Annotated in this window: 17 protein-coding genes; all 17 read left to right on the top strand. The window is 51.0% G+C overall.

What is annotated here, in order from left to right; translation table 11 throughout:
- Nucleotides 1-6: 6 nt before the first annotated feature.
- Nucleotides 7-918, top strand: a complete 912-nt coding sequence (gene murQ / locus PGRAT_RS21895; protein ID WP_081758882.1) for an N-acetylmuramic acid 6-phosphate etherase — start codon at nucleotides 7-9, stop codon at nucleotides 916-918.
- Nucleotides 919-920: 2 nt separating this feature from the next.
- A complete protein-coding gene (locus PGRAT_RS21890; RefSeq protein WP_025706757.1) occupies nucleotides 921-2390 on the top strand; it encodes a PTS transporter subunit EIIC in 1470 nt (489 codons plus the stop codon).
- Between the two features lie 39 nt (nucleotides 2391-2429).
- Nucleotides 2430-3479: a MupG family TIM beta-alpha barrel fold protein gene (locus tag PGRAT_RS21885; protein WP_042267234.1), complete on the top strand. Its 1050-nt coding sequence runs from the start codon at nucleotides 2430-2432 to the stop codon at nucleotides 3477-3479.
- A gap of 47 nt (nucleotides 3480-3526) precedes the next feature.
- The gene (locus PGRAT_RS21880) at nucleotides 3527-4396 is read left to right on the top strand and encodes a MurR/RpiR family transcriptional regulator (protein ID WP_036705769.1); all 870 of its coding nucleotides are present in this window, start codon (nucleotides 3527-3529) and stop codon (nucleotides 4394-4396) included.
- A 20-nt stretch (nucleotides 4397-4416) separates the two neighbouring features.
- Nucleotides 4417-4896, top strand: coding sequence for a PTS sugar transporter subunit IIA (locus PGRAT_RS21875; RefSeq protein WP_025706760.1), 480 nt, complete (start codon nucleotides 4417-4419; stop codon nucleotides 4894-4896).
- A gap of 639 nt (nucleotides 4897-5535) precedes the next feature.
- Complete coding sequence (locus tag PGRAT_RS21870) at nucleotides 5536-6246, top strand: YukJ family protein (RefSeq protein WP_025706761.1); 711 nt, start codon at nucleotides 5536-5538, stop codon at nucleotides 6244-6246.
- Nucleotides 6247-6565: 319 nt separating this feature from the next.
- Complete coding sequence (locus PGRAT_RS21865; RefSeq protein WP_042268242.1) at nucleotides 6566-7522, top strand: thiamine pyrophosphate-dependent dehydrogenase E1 component subunit alpha; 957 nt, start codon at nucleotides 6566-6568, stop codon at nucleotides 7520-7522.
- Nucleotides 7519-8490, top strand: coding sequence for an alpha-ketoacid dehydrogenase subunit beta (locus tag PGRAT_RS21860; protein WP_025706764.1), 972 nt, complete (start codon nucleotides 7519-7521; stop codon nucleotides 8488-8490). The genes PGRAT_RS21865 and PGRAT_RS21860 overlap by 4 nt, the downstream gene beginning before the upstream one ends.
- A 44-nt stretch (nucleotides 8491-8534) precedes the next feature.
- Nucleotides 8535-9884 carry a dihydrolipoamide acetyltransferase family protein gene (locus PGRAT_RS21855; protein WP_042267232.1) on the top strand — a complete coding sequence of 450 codons (1350 nt, stop codon included), beginning with the start codon at nucleotides 8535-8537 and terminating at the stop codon, nucleotides 9882-9884.
- 52 nt (nucleotides 9885-9936) lie between these two features.
- The gene (gene lpdA / locus PGRAT_RS21850) at nucleotides 9937-11325 is read left to right on the top strand and encodes a dihydrolipoyl dehydrogenase (RefSeq protein ID WP_042267230.1); all 1389 of its coding nucleotides are present in this window, start codon (nucleotides 9937-9939) and stop codon (nucleotides 11323-11325) included.
- Between the two features lie 173 nt (nucleotides 11326-11498).
- Nucleotides 11499-12785, top strand: a complete 1287-nt coding sequence (rpoN, locus tag PGRAT_RS21845; RefSeq protein ID WP_025707248.1) for an RNA polymerase factor sigma-54 — start codon at nucleotides 11499-11501, stop codon at nucleotides 12783-12785.
- A gap of 31 nt (nucleotides 12786-12816) precedes the next feature.
- The gene (locus PGRAT_RS21840) at nucleotides 12817-14772 is read left to right on the top strand and encodes a sigma-54-dependent Fis family transcriptional regulator (protein ID WP_025707249.1); all 1956 of its coding nucleotides are present in this window, start codon (nucleotides 12817-12819) and stop codon (nucleotides 14770-14772) included.
- Between the two features lie 219 nt (nucleotides 14773-14991).
- Nucleotides 14992-15597: a DUF1349 domain-containing protein gene (locus PGRAT_RS21835; RefSeq protein ID WP_025707250.1), complete on the top strand. Its 606-nt coding sequence runs from the start codon at nucleotides 14992-14994 to the stop codon at nucleotides 15595-15597.
- Between the two features lie 146 nt (nucleotides 15598-15743).
- Complete coding sequence (nikB, locus tag PGRAT_RS21830; RefSeq protein ID WP_238326858.1) at nucleotides 15744-16682, top strand: nickel ABC transporter permease; 939 nt, start codon at nucleotides 15744-15746, stop codon at nucleotides 16680-16682.
- A gap of 25 nt (nucleotides 16683-16707) precedes the next feature.
- On the top strand, nucleotides 16708-17529 hold the full coding sequence (gene nikC / locus PGRAT_RS21825) for a nickel transporter permease (protein WP_025707252.1): 822 nt from the start codon (nucleotides 16708-16710) through the stop codon (nucleotides 17527-17529).
- Nucleotides 17530-17532: 3 nt separating this feature from the next.
- Nucleotides 17533-18318, top strand: a complete 786-nt coding sequence (locus PGRAT_RS21820) for an ABC transporter ATP-binding protein (protein ID WP_025707253.1) — start codon at nucleotides 17533-17535, stop codon at nucleotides 18316-18318.
- 37 nt (nucleotides 18319-18355) lie between these two features.
- Entirely contained in the window at nucleotides 18356-19171 is an 816-nt protein-coding gene (locus tag PGRAT_RS21815; RefSeq protein ID WP_025707254.1) for an ATP-binding cassette domain-containing protein, read from the top strand.
- Nucleotides 19172-19176 lie beyond the last annotated feature (5 nt).

Genomic DNA, 19176 nt, shown 5'->3' with positions numbered 1-19176 from the left:
GAAAGGATGAATATTTTGCTGGAGAATTTAACCACGGAAACAAGAAATCAACGGACCTTGGAGCTGGACCAGTTATCATCTGCAGCTGTACTCAAGCTCATGCAGGAGGAGGATGAGAAGGTATCCCTGGCAGTGAAAGAAAAGTTGGGGGAGATCGAAAAGGTAGTCACTTGTGTTGTACAAAGCTTCAAGCAGGGTGGACGTCTGATTTATACCGGGGCAGGAACGAGTGGAAGATTGGGGATTCTCGATGCAGTAGAGTGTGTACCTACCTTTGGAACCGGTCCGGACATGGTGCATGGGTTGATAGCAGGTGGAGAAACGGCAATCAGACAGGCAGTCGAAGGTGCGGAGGATTCAGCGGAACAAGGTGAAGCTGATCTCAAACAGCTGAATCTGACGCCTGATGATACCGTAGTGGGAATTGCCGCCAGCGGGCGGACACCGTATGTCATTGGCGCACTGAAATATGCTGCCCGGATGGGGGCGTCTACGGCCAGCTTGTCCTGCAATCCAAATGCAGAGATCAGTAAATATGCACAATACCCGATCGAAATTTTGACAGGGGCGGAAATCTTAACAGGTTCTACCCGCTTAAAGGCCGGAACAGCCCAGAAGATGGTGCTGAATATGATTTCCACCGCAGCCATGATCGGCATAGGCAAGGTATACAGCAACTTAATGGTAGATGTGCAGCCGACGAATGAGAAGCTGGTAATCAGAGCTAAATCGATGATCAGCGAGATCACAGGCTGCGATATGGATACAGCGTCCGTGTATTATGAAAGAAGCCATCATCAGGTGAAAGTAGCTGTAGTGATGCTGCTTGCGGGCCTTGGTCTTGAAGAAGCGCTGCAAAGACTGCAGGAATCGGGAGGCTTTATACGTCAGGCGGTACAACACCACAAGGGGGAATAACCATGGCAAAAGAAAAGGATTTGGCACATGGCATTTTGGATGCGGTGGGAGGAATTCAAAATGTGGAAATGATTACTCACTGTATGACACGTGTCCGAATCACCCTAAGAGACGATAGCTTGGCAAGCATTGAAGATTTGAAGCGTGTTTCCGGTGTAATAGGCGTAATCGAGGAATCGACACTGCAAATTATTGTCGGTCCCGGCCTGGTGGAGAAGGTTTCGCGGGTGATTGCAGACATCAGCGGGGTGGAGCTGGGAGAAGTCATTCCCTTACAGGCTGCCTATGGACTCCAGAACCCGGATAACCGGACAAACGGATTAAGCGATAAAGAGAAGGCAGAGCAGCTTGCGGCTCAGAATAAAGAGAAGTATAAGGAAAAAAACAATACGCCTGTGAAAAACTTTTTGAAATCGATTTCAAATATTTTCATTCCGCTGGCACCTGCATTTGTTGCGGCTGGTCTCTTGGCGGGGATTACCTCCGTTATTGGCAATTTCATTACGGCGGGGCATCTGTCCGGCGAAGGCTGGGCGCAATTTAACCTGATTCTCAATGTCATCAAAAACGGCATCTTCTCCTATATGGCTATTTTTGTGGGCATCAATTCTGCCAGAGTATTTGGCGCAAGCCCTTCCTTAGGTGGTGTTATTGGCGGAGCGACGCTGCTCACCGGGATGAAGCCGGAACTGCCAATCCGTAATTTATTTACCGGAGAACCGCTGATTGCCGGGCAAGGCGGGATCATAGGTGTTGTCTTGGCGGTTTGGATATTATCCCTGATTGAAAAAAGATTGCATAAAATCATGCCTAACTCCATCGATCTGATTGTCACCTCATTTCTGAGTGTACTGGCAGCCGGATTGCTGACCATCTTTTTGATCATGCCATTAGCCGGGTTTGTTGCTGACAATCTGCTGGTAGCCGTTAACTGGATATTATCTGTAGGCGGGGCGTTTGCGGGCTTTTTACTCGGCGGAATCTGGCTGGTTATGGTTATGCTTGGTCTGCACCATATCATGACACCTATTCATATCGAATTGATTGCACAGACCGGGATGACCATATTGCTTCCGATTCTGGCCATGGCCGGGGCAGGTCAGGTAGGGGCGGGACTGGCACTTTGGGTCCGCTGCCGTAAGAACAAGCAGCTTACGGGGATTATTAAAGGTGCTTTGCCTGTAGGTGTGCTTGGCATTGGCGAACCGTTGATTTATGGCGTAACCCTTCCGCTGGGTAAGCCATTCGTAACTGCGTGTCTGGGCGGGGCATTTGGTGGTGCGGTCATTGGCTATTTTGGCAATGTAGGCGCTATGTCGATTGGCGCTTCGGGTATTGAAATGCTGCTGCTGATTGCTGACGGTAAATGGTGGGTGTACCTGCTGGGTTTGATTACAGCATACTTCTTTGGTTTTATCTGCACTTATTTGTTCGGTACGCCAAAGGATGCACGTCAACCAAAGGAAGCCTGAGATAATAAATAAATCCCGGCGAAAAGGAGTGTGGGCAAGATGAGTGGTGTATTGGTATCACTAACCGAGCAGAGCCTTGATCAGACAATGGAATATTTGAGCTACATGCAGTTAAATGGTTTTAACTCTATTTTTACTTCTCTGCAGATTCCGGAGGAGGACCCGCAGGAGCTGCTGGAGCCGCTAACGCAGATCGGGAGGTTTGCCCTCGGACACAATATGCTTTTTATGGTGGATGTGTCGCCAAGAACCTTTAACCATTTCTCGTTACAGCAATTGAAAGACAGCGGTGTTACAGGATTAAGAATTGATAACGGGATGGAGATCGGTGAAATTGCCGGGCTGACCCATGAGTGGCGTGTTGCTTTGAATGCGAGTACGATCGATCAGGCATTTTTAGACGGCTTGCGCGGGGAACAGGCGAATTTCGCTTCCTTAGAGGCTTGGCACAATTATTACCCCAGACCGGAGACCGGCCTTGAACTGGCAGCGTTCCAGAACCAGAACCGCTGGCTGCAGTCTCAAGGGTTAACTGTTGCTGCCTTTATCCCCGGGGACGGGGATTTAAGAGGCCCGCTGCATGAGGGGCTGCCAAGCCTGGAAAAGCATCGTCATTTGTCTCCATTTGCCGGCTTCCTGGAATTGGTACACGAGTGTTTTGTGGATCATGTCCTCATTGGCGATCTATCGGTAAGCTCTTGGACGATGCAGCAATTTCAGGCCTGGAATGAGGGAACAGTGTTATTAGGCGTGGAGAACCAAAGGCCGTCACATGTATGGGAGTCTGTCCACCATAACCGTCCTGATATAGCCCGTGACGTCATTCGTTCAGAGGAGGCGCGGCAGCATTTTAGTGGAAGCATTCTTCCGGAGCATACCGTGGAACGTCCAACCGGAGCGCTAACGATTGATAATGATAAATATTTAAGGTACTGCGGGGAATTTCAAATTGTTCTCCATCCTTTGCCTGCCGATGAACGGGTTAACGTAATTGGGTACGTCGCCCAAAGGGATATTCCCCTGCTGCCGTTTCTGCATAAGCGCCGGCTTCCCTTTCGGTTTCTTGCCACAACATCCTATTGTGAATAATATTAAAGTATAAAGTGGATTGTTCACGCATTTACGGAGGTGTTGATATGGGTGTCGGAGTGGGTCAAATTTTATCCAGAATTGAAAATGTGATGCCGAAATTAACACAGTCCGAGCAAAAGGTAGCCCGCTTTGTACTGGAGTCTCCGGAAGAAGCGATGCTTATGTCCGTACAGGAAATGGCCTCACGTTCTCTTTCCAGCAGTGCATCAGTCGTGCGTTTTTGCCGTTCCATAGGCCTGAAGGGCTTCCCCGAATTAAAGGTAGCTTTGTCGGCAGATCTGGCTCAGGGGCAAAAATCAGGTTACTTCGATTTGAATAAAAATGAAAATACGGCGGAGATCGTCGATAAAATTTTGTCTAACGTGATCCAGTCTCTTAAGGATACCGTAGGCCAGCTTGACGTAGAAATGATTGAAAAAGTGGCGCACAGCCTGTACATGGCCCCCGTCATATTTGCCTACGGCATTGGGGCATCGGCACTGGTAGCAGAGGACATTGCCCAAAAATGGCTCCGGATGGGGAAAAATGTATATGCGTTTCATGATATCCATGTACTCACAATGAGTATGGCTAATGCACCCAAGGGAAGCGTATTTATTGGAATTTCGTATAGCGCTGCTACCAGGGAAGTGCTGGAGCTGATGAAATTTGCCCAAAAAAGCGGATTGACCACCGTCAGCTTTACGGGGTTTGGCCGCAGCGAGTTATCGGATATAAGCGATTTTAATCTATTTACCTCACTTGCTCCTGAAGCAAAGGTAAGAAGTGCAGCAACCAGTTCCAAGCATAGCCAGTTTTTTATCGTTGATGTGCTGTATTATGCATACGCCTCAATCAATATTAACGATTCTATCGATAAGATTACGAGAACCCGCAAGGCGACTAATGAATTGAAGAACTTGCCGGAGACATAACCCAGAGAGGAGAGAAGGATATGTTTGGCTGGAGAAAAAACAAAATTGAAGAAAACACCCTTGATATTATCCCCCCCGTTCCCGGACAAGTAGTGGGTCTTGAGCAAGTCCCGGATGAAGCGTTTTCCACAAAAGCCATGGGGGAAGGTTTTGCTGTTCAACCTGCCGCTGGAGAGGTGAGAGCGCCTTTTTCCGGTAAAATATCCCATATTATGAATACAAGCAAGCATGCAGTTTTACTGGAAAATGAGGATGGCATTCAGATTCTCATTCATGTCGGGGTAAATACGGTATCGCTGAAGGGTGAGGGCTTTGTGGCGCATGTTGTGACAGGGCAGACGGTTGAGCAGGGGCAGCTGCTGCTGGAATTTGATATGGACAAAATAAAAGAAGCAGGGTTATCCGGTATCACCTCAGTAATTGTGCCAGGCGGTCAAGAAAAGGTTCAGCGGATTGAAGGCTTGCAGGAAGAGGAAGCTGTATTGCGTGTTTATTATTAGACCAACTGAGTCCGTAGACAACGTAACTGAAAAAGCTTCATTTCTCAATTTCTGGGGAATTAGGCTTTTTTCTTCGTTAAGGAAATGATGTCTATACCGAACAATGTGAATATCCTCCTCCCCAATAACGGATTTCCAGTCCGCATCAGCCGCGGATCGATCGTGAAGGGACCCATCGTGTCCTCATAGGCCCCGCCGCATTGATTTCCGAGTAATGTATCTTCTGTAATTTTCAGAGCCAGTCATCCTTAGTCGGGGAAAAGTACCACTAATCGGGCTCATTCGGCTAATGGTGAAGCCTATGTGGGAAAAAGTATCACTAATCGAGCTCATTCGGCTTATGGAGTAGCCTATGTTGGAAAAAGTATCACTAATTCGGCTGAAAGCGGCCGTACGTGGTGAATAGGCATGAATTAGGTGTACAAAATCCCACTAAAACCTCTTGCAGCCAGGATTTCAGCGAATTAGTTTTACTTTTTCCACTTAGCTTTAGCTCCTTGCTCTTTAGGAGATCCCCAAGCCTTCTAGTTCTCCAGTTCAACTCATATAGTACAGTTTTTTAGAAATTTTACATACCATCTGTTGCCGCAGGACAAAATCTATATTGTGTAATAACAAAATGACTCGGGAGGTTATTTAATGCCAAGATACGGAGTGCTTATCGGACGGGTAGTAGAGACTAATCCGGAAAGATCAGGCCGCGCACCACATTACGGGTTAATTGTCCAGACGAACGAAGGTGAGAATTACGAAGTAAAAATTAACGTCCGTTCAAAAGACAGACATATGCCTGACCTCCTGTATATCGCGGATGAGGATTATAACGCCAGTGCCATAACTATTCTGCCGACAATGAATTTTGGTTTCCACGATATAGATTCCAACCACTCGGACATTGCTGTGGATTACATTCGCAGTGGTTTATTTAACCCTAACAAGATGCAGGTAGTCCCTGTAACTGTACCAGGGGAATCCAATGATTTGAATGATTTTATCGATAAATACATGTCCAAGGCCAAAGATGAGCAGGACAGCGCAATCGTTTATGTATATGGAATGCATTATGAGGATGGCGGTCTGGGAGTTCACGATGTCCATATGATGCAAGGAAATACCAAATATCAGGCTGATGAAAATGGAATATTCCAAGATGGATGTGTATTGGTGCACTACACCTTGGAAAATAAGTGGATCGCTTATTTCCTGGCTTTCCAAAGCCAATCCTGGTGTACTGATAATCACGGAAAACCAACGAATGGCAGTGTTAATCAGCAAGGAAACCCAATCGGTGAGTGTACATTCGATAAAGTCAAAGTATCGCTGCAAACTGAAGAACCTGAACATGTCTGATAACAGCAGGACCGTGCCAGTGGACTGCATTTAGGAGACAAAGTGAAGACGACTCTGACTTTAGATTACGGAATGTGGTCTAAAAAAGCTTTCGCATTCCCATTCCGGGAAACTTCCCGAAATGGGAAAACCCGCACGCACCCTTTCCCTTTTTGGGAAAGGGTGTTTTTGTGCATCTGCCGTTCAATCGGCTGGATCCGCATAAAAAATAAAAATAGAGAATTCAGTAAAGTTGGCACGGAATTTGCTCGGTATAGAGGTGAGGGCCAAATCAAGAGGAGGGATTCACTTGCGGATTACCAAAGAATTGCTTAGCGGGATGTACCGGAAGATGTTGAGTATCCGGAAATTTGAAAAGACGGCATCGACCTTTTTTGCAGAAGGGAAAATACCGGGCTTTGTCCATCTTTATATCGGGGAAGAGGCAATCGCCGTCGGGGCCTGCGCCAATCTGCGGGATGACGATTATATTACGAGCACCCACCGGGGGCATGGACATATCGTCGCCAAGGGCGGAAATCTGAAATATATGATGGCAGAGCTGTTCGGCAAGGAAACCGGCTATTGTAAAGGCAAAGGCGGTTCGATGCATATTGCGGACGCGGAGCTGGGCATACTCGGCGCCAACGGAATTGTCGGTGCGGGCCACCTGATTGCAACCGGGGCCGCGTGGAGCGCAAGTTATAGAGGAAGCGATCAGGTCAGCGTGTGTTTTTTTGGAGATGCATCTACCAATCAGAGCACTTTTCATGAAGCGATGAATTTAGCGAGCCTATGGAAGCTGCCGGTTATTTTTGTATGCGAGAACAATCTCTACGGGATATCGGTCAGTCAGGCCAGACACCAGACAATCAAGGACATTGCGGAACGGGGCGAGGGCTATTGTATGCCTTCCCTTACGGCTGACGGCAACGACGTGGTTACGGTGTATGAACATGTGCAAGAGGCCGTACAGCGGGCAAGAAACGGCGAAGGCCCTACCCTGCTGGAATTCAAAACGTACAGACAGCATGGCCACTTTGAAGGTGATCCCGGAGCTTATAGACCGAAGGAAGAAGTGGAGGCCTGGCTGCAAAAGGACCCGATCCCCAGATTTGAGAAGTACCTTATGGAGCACAAGCTGATGACGGCGGACGAGTTAAAACAGATCGGGACTGAGGTTGACGGGGAGATCCAGGAGGCGCTTGATTTCGCTTTTGCCAGCGGTTATCCGGCCCTGGAAGCTTCGGTTCAAGGGATTTATTCCGATATCGTTGAGGAGGCGCGCAGCAGATGAGAAAAATGACCTATGGTGAAGGGATCCGTGAAGGAATGCGCAGCAAAATGCTGGAGGACCCGAATGTGGTATTGCTTGGAGAGGATGTCGGGCCGTATGGAGGAACCTTTGGGGTAACGAAGGGACTCTGGGAGCAATTCGGCGAGGAGCGGGTGCGGGATACCCCGATTTCTGAAGGAATCATTGTCGGAGCTTCCGTGGGGGCTGCGGCAACAGGGCTCAGACCCGTGGCTGAGCTGATGTTCATTGACTTTCTGACCTTTGGCATGGACGGACTGGTAAATCAGGCTGCGAAGATGAGATACATGTTCGGCGGCAAAATCTCCGTACCGCTTGTGCTGCGGCTGCCGGCAGGGGGCGGAATCAGTGCGGGGGCACAGCACTCCGGGTCGCTGGAGGCCTGGGTTACACATGTTCCGGGACTCAAGGTGGTCTATCCTTCCAACGCCCAGGATGCCTGGGGAATGATGCTGACTGCGATTGAAGATGACAATCCGGTGGTCTATATCGAGAGCAAGATTCTGTATTCGAAAAAATACGAGGTGGACGACACGGTTGCCGCGATTCCTCTTGGCGTAGCCAGTGTCAAGAGAGAAGGAAGCGACGTATCCATTATTACGTACGGCAAGCAAGTGGAAGATGCGCTAACTGCTGCGAAAGTACTGGCTGAAGAGGGAATTGAAGCGGAGGTTATTGATCTGCGCTCGCTCTATCCGCTGGACAAGGAAGCGATATTCACTTCAGTCGCCAAGACGCACCGGGCGCTTGTTGTCACCGAAGAAGTGAAGCGGGGCGGGTTCGGGGGCGAGCTGTCCGCCATGATCTCGGAGCTGTGTTTTGATGAGCTGGATGCTCCTGTTGTCCGGATTGGCGCACTGAATACCCCTGTCCCTTATTCTCCCGTACTGGAAGCCTATGTGCTGCCAAATACGGAAGACATTATTCAGGGCATCAAGAGCATGTTCTGACCAGTCCCAGGAAACGTCAATAAGCAAACTTGCGGAGGTGCACAATGGCTGAACTTATCGTTATGCCCAAATTAGGGCTCACTATGACCGAAGGGACAATCTCCAATTGGCGAAAAGCCGAGGGGGACACCGTGGCCCAAGGGGAAATCCTGTTTGATGTGGAGACAGACAAAATCTCCAATGAAGTTGAGGCGAAGCTTAGCGGAGTGCTGCGGAAAATCATTGTAGAGGAAGGCACTGTGGACATCTTCCGGCCGGTAGCCGTCATCGGCGATGCCAATGAGGACATTTCCGCTCTGCTTGGCGGCGGCGTGCCGGCGGTGGTACCCGCGCCTGAGCAGGCGGGAACTCCGGCGGAAGCCGGGGCGGCCGCAGCCGCAGCGGGTGAAGCGGCGGTTCCTGCCGACGGTGGCCGAATCATAGCTTCGCCGTATGCGAAGAAGACAGCCGCGCTGTTATCCGTTGATCTGCGTCAGGTGAGGGGCAGCGGGCCGCAGGGCAGAATTACCGCAGGAGATGTGCGCAAATATTCCGCAGAAGGCGGCAGAGGAGCCGTGTCTAAAGTGAAAATATCCCCGGCGGCAGCCATAGAAGCGGCAGCCTTAGGCATTGATCCTTCCGGGCTCCAGAAGGAAGGAAGAATTATGAAGGAGGATATCCGTTCCTTCGCGGCAGCCTCCAGTAAGACAGCTGTGCAGCCGGCGGTAAAGGCAGCTGTACAGGAAATCACGCGGGTGCCGATGAACAGCATGCGCAGAATCATCGCCAAGCGGATGCTGGAGAGCCAGGCGGTTTCTCCGGCTGTAACCTACAATATGAGGGTGGATACAACGGCCCTGGGTGTCCTAAGACAGCAGCTGAAGGATACACTCAAGGTTACTTATACTGATCTGCTGGTCAGTATTGCAGCCAAGGCACTGCTGGAGTTTCCGCTCCTGAATTGTTCTATTGAAGGCACGGAGTTTGTTATGCGGAATTATGCCAACATCGGAGTAGCCGTGGGACTGGAGGAGGGACTTATTGTCCCTGTGGTTAAGAACGCCGGCCAAAAAGGACTGGCTGAAATATCGCAGGAAGTGAAACGGCTGGCGGCAGGGGCCAGAAATAACAGCCTGACCTCGGAGGAGCTGACGGGAGGCACCTTCACCATTACCAACCTGGGAATGTACGGCATGGAGTCCTTTTCGCCGATTATCAATCAGCCTGAGGTTGCCATTCTGGGCGTTAATGCGATCGTGGATACCCCGGTTGCCGTCAATGGAGAGATCGTCATCAGACCTTTGATGAACCTCAGCCTGACCGCTGACCACAGAGCTGTGGATGGAGCGGTTGCGGCGCAATTTATGCAAAAAATCAAAGCCTATGCAGAAAAGCCGGCACTGCTGCTCCTGTGAGTAGCTATGCTTCCGGAGCGGATGCTCACAAAACATATAAGGAGAGAGAACCATGAGGATCGTTGTGCTTGGAGGCGGACCGGGCGGATACGTGGCAGCCATACGTGCTGCTCAATTGGGAGCGGAAGTTACACTTGTGGAGAAGAAGGCTTTGGGCGGGACCTGCCTGAATGTCGGCTGCATACCAACCAAAGTGCTGCTTCATTCCACGGAGCTGTACACACACCTGAAGCGGGAGGGCAAGGAGCTGGGCATTGAGACGGCAGAGGTCTCTGTGAACTGGGGCCAGCTGCAGAAACGCAAAGATAAGATCATCAGAATGAACACCGGCGGCATTGAGGCGCTGCTCAAAAAAAACAAGATTGCCAAGCTGAGCGGCTCCGGCAAATTTACCAGTGGCCGTGAGCTGGAAGTAACCGCAGCAGACGGCAGTGTCCGCATACTTGGATTCGACCGGGCAATTATTGCTACCGGTTCAGAGCCATCGGTCGTGCCTATTCCCGGCATAGAGCTGGAAGGGGTTGTTACAAGCGATCAAGCACTCTCGCTTCCTGCGGTACCGCCAAGCCTCTGCATTATTGGCGGAGGAGTCATCGGCTGCGAGTTCGCCAGTGTCTACAGCAGCCTGGGCTGCAAGGTTACAGTTATTGAGATGCTGCCCGAACTGATTGCAGCCATGGACGGCGATATTGTGCAATGCCTGCGGAAGGAATTCGCAAGCTCCGGCATTGAGGTGCACACAGAGACCAAGGTGGAGAGAATTGAACATACGGCGGCGGGACTGCGGGTAGTCACTTCCTCCGGGAACGGGAACCATGTTATAGAAGCGGATAAGGTGCTGCTGTCCATCGGCCGGCGGCCGGTGACTGCGGGCCTGGGACTGGAGGACATCGGGGTGCAGCTTACCCGCGGGGCAATCCGGGTTAACCGGAAAATGGAAACCTGCATACCGGGCATCTATGCGATCGGGGATTGCAACGGGGGAATCATGCTGGCTCATGTAGCCTCCGCCGAAGGGGTTATTGCTGCGGAAGCGATTATGGGCGAGCCTTCGCCGGTTGATTTCAGAACGGTTCCTTCCTGTGTCTACACCCGGCCTGAGCTGGCATCCGTGGGAATGACGGAGGCGGAGGCCAGACAGCAGGGATTCCGGGTGAAGACAGGCCTATTCCCGCTTCAGGCCAATGCCAAATCCATGATTATGGGTGAGAGCAGCGGACTGGTGAAATACGTTGTGGACGCCGGCAATGATGAAATTCTGGGGCTGCACATTGCCGGCCCACGGGCAACAGACATCATTGTGGAAGGAGCGCTGGCGATTCGCCTTGAAGCAACACTGGAGGAAGTCGTGACCACCATTCATGCCCATCCGACTGTAGCGGAATCGCTGCACGAAGCTGCTCATGCCGTTCATGGCCGGGCCATTCATCTTCACGTTTAACGGATAGCCTTCCATCCTCCGGAGCAAATTCCAATACGATGAACAAAGTATGCCGATCCCGGTTTGCCTGCGGATTGTCATATTAAGTTCATCGTATTTGTCTTTATTAGACTATGTGGCGTTTTATAATAGAGAAAGGATATGTAAGCGCATACAGTTTGAGGGGTGAGCAAATGAGGCTGGTTATGGATACCAAGCAAAAAATGGGTTTGTCTCCCGGGCTGCGGCAATCCGTCGAGGTGCTGCAAATGGATTCGCAAGAGCTGGACCAATATGTACACCGGTTGTCAGAGGAAAATCCGCTGATTGAGGTTGAGTATACATGGGGCGCCAGCAGCGTTAAAGGCTGTAAAAGCACGCAGCATCTGCTGCAATATGCGGCAGGTCCCCGGCATACTCTGCAGGATCATCTGCTGTCGCAATTAACGCTGCTGTCGCTGACCAAGAGTGAGCAGGCCCTTGCGGCCTACCTGATTGGCTGCTTGGATGATAACGGATATTTTGCGGAACAGGTGGAGGGGGTTGCAGCTGGACTGGGAGTCGGGTGTCAGGTTATCGAAGCCGGACTGAGGCATGTTCAGTCCCTGGAGCCGTACGGTGTCGGCGCCAGGAATTTGCAGGAGTGTCTGCTGCTGCAGCTGGAGCACTCCGGCAGAATGACGCCTTTATTACGGCTGCTGATCGAACACCATCTTGAACAGTTGGGCGGCAATCAGCTGGTCCGTGTCGCCAAAGAATTGAAAACTTCCCTAAAAAACATTCAGGAATCATACAGTGTGATTAAATCTTTAAACCCCCGCCCCGCATATACCTTGGATAACGGGCAATCAACGGTGTATATTGTACCGGATGTGTACGTTATGCAGAAGAACGGCTCGCACGAAGCTGCGGTGCATCCCTTGTCCTGCCCGCAGATTATCCTTGCCGAAAGCTATCAAGACATTCTCCGCCTGAGCGGAGACGAAGAGACGCACCGCTATCTGCAGGAGAAGAATGAACAGGCATGCTGGATCATGAAATGCCTTGAAGAGCGCAAGAAAACTTTGTGCCGCGTGGCCGGAGCCATTCTGAAGCTGCAGCGGCCTTTTTTCGAAAGAGGACAGGATTATCTGGTACCCTTAACGCTGGGCAGGATAGCCGAAGAGCTGGAGCTTCATGAGTCAACGGTAAGCCGGGCGGTCCGGGGCAAATATATGCAATGTATCTGGGGAACCTTTGAGCTGAAATATTTTTTTCCTTCCGGAATTTCTGGAGAAGCCAGCGATTGGACACCGGATGCCCTGAAGCGGGTCATCCGTGACCTTATAGAGGGAGAAGATAAGCAGGCAGCCTACAGCGACCGCCGGATCGCTGAACTTCTGCTTGAGCAAGGCGCGGTCATCTCCCGCCGGACAGTTGCCAAGTACCGGGAATCCATGCGGATCGCCTCTGCTCCGGGCAGGCGTGAATACCCGATATAGCCGCTGCGGGCAACAGAAAGGAGCTGTAGACATGCGAATCAGCGAAGCGCAATCAATTGGGAACTGGGAACATTTCATATCCAGCGGCGAGTGTGCCGCCGGGACAAAGCCGGTCATAGCCGCTTCATGGAGAAGATGCCGTGAGGCTGGAGTCGATCCGATGAGCGGCAAGGGATTGCAGGTATCGGAAGAGGAGCTGGCTTCCCGCCTGCAGGAGAAGAAGCAGCTTCTTTCCGTTGCCAAGCCGGTTATGGACAGCATCTATCAGATCATCAAGGATACGGTATATGCAATTGTCCTGACCGATCAGGACGGTGTTCTCCTGCACACGGTGCTCAATAAGGAGCTCGAACCGGAATGTGTCAAGGTGAATTTCGTGGAAGGGGCCAAATGGGATGAGCTCAGCGTAGGCACCAATGCGGTGGGTACCGCGCTGGCTGTCAATGATGCGGTTCAGGTGCTGGGCAGCGAGCATTACTGCACGTCGCATCATGCCTGGACCTGTTCGGCTGCACCGGTTCATGACAGCCGGGGCAACGTGATTGGCTGCCTGGACCTGTCTGGCAAGGCGGAGGATGTTCATGCCCATACGTTCGGCGTTGTTGTATCGGCGGTCAGCAGTATCGAGAAGCAGCTCCATATGCTGGAAGCGAGCCAAATGATGCATGCCGTCTTCCAGTCCATGCAGGACGGTCTGCTTGTTATTGATACCGGATACCGCGTGCGGCATTATAATGAAAGACTGGCCTCCATCTTTATGCTTAGCCAGGAGCAAATGGAAGCCTTGAGTATCAAGGAGCTGCTGAAAGAAGTCGATTTGGAGAGTGTGTTCGCCGGCGAGCGGTATTTAAGCTACGCCGATTGTACGCTCACCGTAGGCAGCAACAAGATCGATTGTATGGTGAACATCTATCCGTTCACCTTCGATGACAAGATTCTGGGCGCTTCGCTCACGATCCGGGAAGCCGGGCAGGTGCGTAAAGAGGTCAACCAGCTGGCCGGCTTCAAAGCGAATTACCGGTTCGCGGAAGTCATCACGGACAATTCCTATATGCAGGGACAAATCGCATTTGCGCAGAGAATAGCGAAGACAAACTGTACGGTACTGATCGAAGGGGAGAGCGGAACGGGCAAGGAGCTGTTTGCCCAATCGATTCATAATGCCAGTCTGCGGGCCGGTGGACCGTTTATTGCCATCAACTGCGCTGCCCTCCCCAAAGATCTGGTAGAGAGCGAGCTGTTCGGATACGAGAAAGGCTCCTTTACAGGGGCGCTCCGGGAGGGCAACCCGGGGAAGTTCGAACTGGCGCACGGGGGGACTATTTTTCTGGATGAAATCGGGGAACTGCCGCTGGAAATTCAGGCAAAGCTGCTCCGTGTCCTGGATAACCATAAGGTCCGCAGAATCGGGGGCAAGCATGAGCGGACGCTGGATGTAAGAGTCATTGCAGCCACCAACCGCGATCTGGCGGAGGAAGTAAGCCGGAAATCATACCGCAGCGACTTGTATTACCGCTTGAATGTGATCAATATCAAGCTGTTGCCGCTAAGGGAGCGCAGGGAGGATATCGCGCCGCTGGCAAAACTGTTCCTGCTGAAGTGCAACCGTGATCATCCCGGTCCGGCCAAACGTTTCAGCCCCTCCTTTCTGAAGACCTTGCAGAGCTATGAGTGGCCGGGAAATGCGCGCGAGCTTCAGAATGCCGTGCAGCGGGCTTATTATGTATGCAGCTCTGCTGACATTACCCATCTGGATTTGCCTCCTGCACGGACCTCGCCTCTGCAGCACACGAACAGCGGTAATGCAGCGGTTCCGCAGAAGTCTTCAGCGGAGTCGCCCGCCAAAAAAATGGAGCAGATTGAGATGGAGAGCATTTGCAGTGCGCTTAAAACATGCGGCGGCAATGCTGTGGCCGCAGCCAAGATGCTGGGGATCGGAAAATCGACCATCTACCGGAAGATTGCCGGGTATGGTATAAGCAAATAGAGACTAAACTAATCTGCCTTTCTGGCCGATTTCGGATTGGATTTTTATAGACTGCCGGAGGCAGTTGAAATGAAAGTGAAATAGGATTAGCAGCTGCTGGCTGGGAGTCAATGACAAACATTGCTTGAAATATACGGAACTAAAGTATAATAGAGACAGAACCATGCGGAGCGACAGGTCCTTACCGTGGTTGAAAAAACAATCAAAGGAGAATTTCCAATGCAGCAGTCCATTTTTAATGATTTTAAGTGGATTAATCCAAGCAAGGCTACCTTTGTAGAGGACAAACTGATGATTGAAGCACCGGCGGAAACAGATTTCTTCTGTAATAATGGTGCCGTTTCCGAAACAGGAAATACCCCGGAGAGCCTATGCAATGCCCCCTTTTATTACACAGAGGTAACCGGGGATTTTGTGATGCGGGTTCAGGTTTCGCATGATTTCAAGGATATCTATGACTCGGCGACAATTATGGTGATGCAGGATTTTCAGGTATGGGCCAAAGCCTGCTTCGAAAAGACAGACTATGACACACATGCTGTAGTTAGCGTTGTCACCAATCATACTTCAGACGACGCCAATGGCTGTAATATTAACGGAAATACGGTATGGCTGCAGGTTGCCAGAGTAAATAATGCGTTCTCTTTCCACCATTCGCCCGATGGGATCAAGTTTTATATGATGCGGTTTTTCAGCTTGCCGGTGGGACAGACCCTTAAGGTTGGGCTTGTAGCCCAGGCACCGACAGGACAAGGCGGAGAACGGATTTTTCAGAACTTTTCATTGGTCCACAAAACGGTAAAAAATATCCGGGAAGGCGAATAAGCTTCAACTCGAAATACAAAAGCATATTGATATTAATCGTTGGCCGCTCCGCCTGGAGCGGCCATGTTTTGTTGGAACGTCAAATTTAGACTATTAATTTTAAAACTTTATGATATAATCGTAATTATTACGAATAAGCATTGGAGTTGAATATCATTTTACGGTATCTGGTGCAGCGTCTGCTGCAGATCATTCCTGTGCTGTTTGGCATCTCCTGTATAACCTTTGCGCTGATGCAATTCACGCCAGGAGATCCGGCGGAGATTATGCTGCGTGCAGACGGCATCAAGCCCACACTGGAGGCCACCCGGGCCGCCAGACATGCTCTTGGCCTGGATGGGCCGATACATATGCAATTCATGCACTGGCTGTATCGCCTGTTTCATTTCGATTTGGGAATATCCTACAGCAGCGGCTTGCCGGTGTGGGAAGAACTTATGAGCCGTTTCCCGGCTACAGTACTGCTTAGCGGCTGCTCCTTATTAACTGCAATTCTGATTGCCTTGCCGCTTGGCATTGGCTCTGCCCTCTATCCGGGAAGGCTGCCGGATCGTCTGGGAAGAGCCTGTGCGCTGTTCAGTGTTTCCATGCCGGGATACTGGCTTGGCCTGCTTCTGATCTATTATGGTGCGGTGAAGCTGAAGTGGTTCCCTATAATGGGCATGGAGGGATGGTCAAGTGTGATTCTGCCTGCAGTTACTCTCGGTTTTGGGATGGCGGGAACCTATATCCGTCTGATCCGTTCCAGTCTGCTGGACGTTCTCGGCAAGCTCTATATCAAGGCGGCGAGGGCTAAGGGGCTGCAGGAATGGAAGGTGATAGGCAGACATGCGCTTCGCAATGCACTTCTTCCCAGCCTCACTTTGCTGGGGATTCACATAGGGGGGCTTCTGGGCGGTTCGGTGATTGTGGAGAGCATCTTTTCCTGGCCTGGTATTGGCAAATATGCCGTGGAAGCTATTTTTGCCAAAGACTACACGGTCATCCAAGGCTATGTATTAGTAATGGCTGTTGCCGTTGTCCTGATTAACGTCGCGGTGGACTTACTTCATCTGCTGCTGAACCCGCGAATCAGGCTGCGGTGAAACGGCAGAAAGGGGGAAGTTTGTCTTGTACCGCCTTCATATGTTCAAGAGTAACGGGGCCAAAGCCGGCGGGATTATTGTGCTTCTGTTTGTGTGTATTGGAATATTTGCCCCTTGGCTTGCTCCATCTGATCCGCTTCAGATTCATATGGAACACAAACTAAGTATGCCGTCATGGGAGTATCCTCTGGGTACGGACCATTTGGGGCGCTGCGTCCTATCCCGTATGGTCTACGGGACGCGGGCTTCACTATATTATTCATCGATGGTACTGGCAGTGGTTTTTTCTATTAGTATTCCGGTTGGCCTGCTCGCCGGCTATGTCGGGGGAACGATCGATCATTTGATCATGCGGGTGATTGACATTCTGCTGGCTTTTCCCAGCCTCATTCTCTCTCTGGCCGTTACAGCGGTGCTTGACCCCAGTATGAAAAACCTGCTTATCTCTTTTGCAGTAGTATGGTGGGCGGGCTATGCAAGAGTTATCCGCAGTATGGTCCTGCAGATGAAGGAAAGTGATTACATTATGGCCGCCAAGGCTGGGGGCTCCACGCATCTGCAGATTATTCTGCGGCATATTCTCCTGAATGCCACCCGTCCTATCTTAGTTCTGGCTTCCATCGAGATCGGTACAATTATGCTTTCGATAGCCGGTCTGTCTTTCCTGGGCCTGGGCGCCCAGCCCCCAACACCGGAGTGGGGAGTCATGCTGAACGATAGCCGGCCGTATATCCAAACGGAACCACGGCTGCTTTTATATCCGGGACTGGCGATTATGCTTTCAGTTCTGGGCTTCAACCTGCTGGGAGAGGGGCTGCGGAAACCGGGACAGAAGGAGGAATTGTAGAACATGTTAACAGAGACAGCACTGCTGAGAGTCCAGCATCTGCGAACCAGCTTCTACGCCAAGGATCAGGCAATCACGGCTGTAGATGATGTGAGTATGGAAGTGAGGCCCCGGCAGATTGTTGCACTTGTTGGTGAAAGCGGCTGTGGAAAAAGTGTAACAGCCCTGTCTATCCTGGGGCTGCTGGACCCGCCGGGCAGGATAGAGAAGGGGGAAGTTTGGCTGGGTGACAATAATCTTCGCGAATACTCGAAACGTGAGCTTAAGAAGCTGCGGAGCAAAGAAATAGCCGTTATCTTTCAGGATCCCATGAACGCCCTTAATCCGCTGCTCCCTATTGGCAAGCAGATCAAAGAGACGGTGATGCTGCACAGAAAGGTTTCCAGGAAAGAGGCAAAAGCCCTGGCTTTGGAGCAGATGCACCGGGCAGGTCTGAGTGATCCTGAGCAGCTGTACACGAAATATCCTTTTCAGATCAGCGGCGGGATGTGCCAGCGGGTGATGATTGCCATCGCTCTAATCTCAGGGGCACGTCTTCTGATTGCCGATGAACCGACAACAGCACTTGATGTTACGGTTCAAGCCCGGATTCTGAAGGAGCTGGATCGGATCAGACATGCGGAGGGCCTGGGCATCCTGTTAATCACACATGATTTTGGAGTTGTCGCAGAGCTTGCGGATTATGTGTATGTAATGCAGTCAGGAAAGATTGTGGAAGCCGGCAATGTGTACACCCTCTTTGCCAATCCGGTGCATTCCTATACAAGACAGCTTCTCAACTGCAGATAACAACACAATTAGTATATATCTGTTGAGGAGGGGAGACATGTATCTGCTTGAAGCTGTAGGGCTGAGTAAAGTGTACGGCCGGGAAGGGAGAGGGTTTACGCCGGCTCTTCAAAGGGTAGCGGCTGTAAATCATCTGTCACTCCGGCTGAAACCGCATGAAAATCTGGGGCTTGTGGGGGAAAGCGGAAGTGGTAAAAGCACGCTGGCCCGCTTATTGCTTGGATTGGAACGGCCATCTTCCGGAAGGGTCCTCTACCAGGGTACAGATTTCACAGCTTGGAGCTTAAGCGAAATGCGGAGGATTCGAGACAAGCTGCAGGTCGTATTTCAGAACAGCCTGGCTTCGTTCAACCCGATGTTTACGGTAGAGCAAATCATAGGCGAGCCGTTAAGAAATTACGGGATGGGAAATGCACGGGTACGCAGGGAACGGGTTGCAGAAACTCTGGAGTTAGTGGGTCTTGAAGGGCGGTACATGTACCGTTATCCGCATGAACTCAGCGGGGGCCAGCAGCAGAGAATCGGAATTGCCAGGGCGATTGCGCTTCGCCCGGAGCTGATTATTTGTGATGAGCCGTTCTCCAGTCTCGATGCCAGTCTGCGGATGCAAATGACGAATTTATTGCAGGAGCTGAAGGCTCAACTGGGATTGGCTTATATTTTTATTACACATGATCTGTCAGTCGTCAGCCGTTTCTGTGACAGGGTAGCTGTAATGCAGCAGGGACAGATTGTGGAGGAGCAATCGGGCGTTGGACTGATGAAGCAGGCGGTCCATCCGTATACCAAAAGACTTATAGCTTCGGTGCCTGTACAGGACCCCCGGTTAAGAAAGACGGAGGACCGAAAATAGAAGAA

The sequence above is a fragment of the Paenibacillus graminis genome (assembly GCF_000758705.1).
GTDB lineage: Bacteria > Bacillota > Bacilli > Paenibacillales > Paenibacillaceae > Paenibacillus_AQ > Paenibacillus_AQ graminis.
The sequence above is the reverse complement of the archived record's forward strand: the minus strand, read 5'-3'. Positions and strand labels throughout refer to the sequence as shown.

Coding starts and splice junctions, on each gene's coding strand:
- PGRAT_RS21855 (WP_042267232.1), top strand. CDS start 8,535: ATGGCTGAACTTATCGTTATGCCCAAATTAGGGCTCACTATGACCGAA.
- PGRAT_RS21840 (WP_025707249.1), top strand. CDS start 12,817: ATGCGAATCAGCGAAGCGCAATCAATTGGGAACTGGGAACATTTCATA.
- PGRAT_RS21860 (WP_025706764.1), top strand. CDS start 7,519: ATGAGAAAAATGACCTATGGTGAAGGGATCCGTGAAGGAATGCGCAGC.
- rpoN (WP_025707248.1), top strand. CDS start 11,499: ATGAGGCTGGTTATGGATACCAAGCAAAAAATGGGTTTGTCTCCCGGG.
- PGRAT_RS21835 (WP_025707250.1), top strand. CDS start 14,992: ATGCAGCAGTCCATTTTTAATGATTTTAAGTGGATTAATCCAAGCAAG.
- murQ (WP_081758882.1), top strand. CDS start 7: ATGAATATTTTGCTGGAGAATTTAACCACGGAAACAAGAAATCAACGG.
- PGRAT_RS21820 (WP_025707253.1), top strand. CDS start 17,533: ATGTTAACAGAGACAGCACTGCTGAGAGTCCAGCATCTGCGAACCAGC.
- PGRAT_RS21870 (WP_025706761.1), top strand. CDS start 5,536: ATGCCAAGATACGGAGTGCTTATCGGACGGGTAGTAGAGACTAATCCG.
- PGRAT_RS21885 (WP_042267234.1), top strand. CDS start 2,430: ATGAGTGGTGTATTGGTATCACTAACCGAGCAGAGCCTTGATCAGACA.
- PGRAT_RS21880 (WP_036705769.1), top strand. CDS start 3,527: ATGGGTGTCGGAGTGGGTCAAATTTTATCCAGAATTGAAAATGTGATG.
- PGRAT_RS21815 (WP_025707254.1), top strand. CDS start 18,356: ATGTATCTGCTTGAAGCTGTAGGGCTGAGTAAAGTGTACGGCCGGGAA.
- PGRAT_RS21890 (WP_025706757.1), top strand. CDS start 921: ATGGCAAAAGAAAAGGATTTGGCACATGGCATTTTGGATGCGGTGGGA.
- lpdA (WP_042267230.1), top strand. CDS start 9,937: ATGAGGATCGTTGTGCTTGGAGGCGGACCGGGCGGATACGTGGCAGCC.
- PGRAT_RS21865 (WP_042268242.1), top strand. CDS start 6,566: ATGTACCGGAAGATGTTGAGTATCCGGAAATTTGAAAAGACGGCATCG.
- PGRAT_RS21875 (WP_025706760.1), top strand. CDS start 4,417: ATGTTTGGCTGGAGAAAAAACAAAATTGAAGAAAACACCCTTGATATT.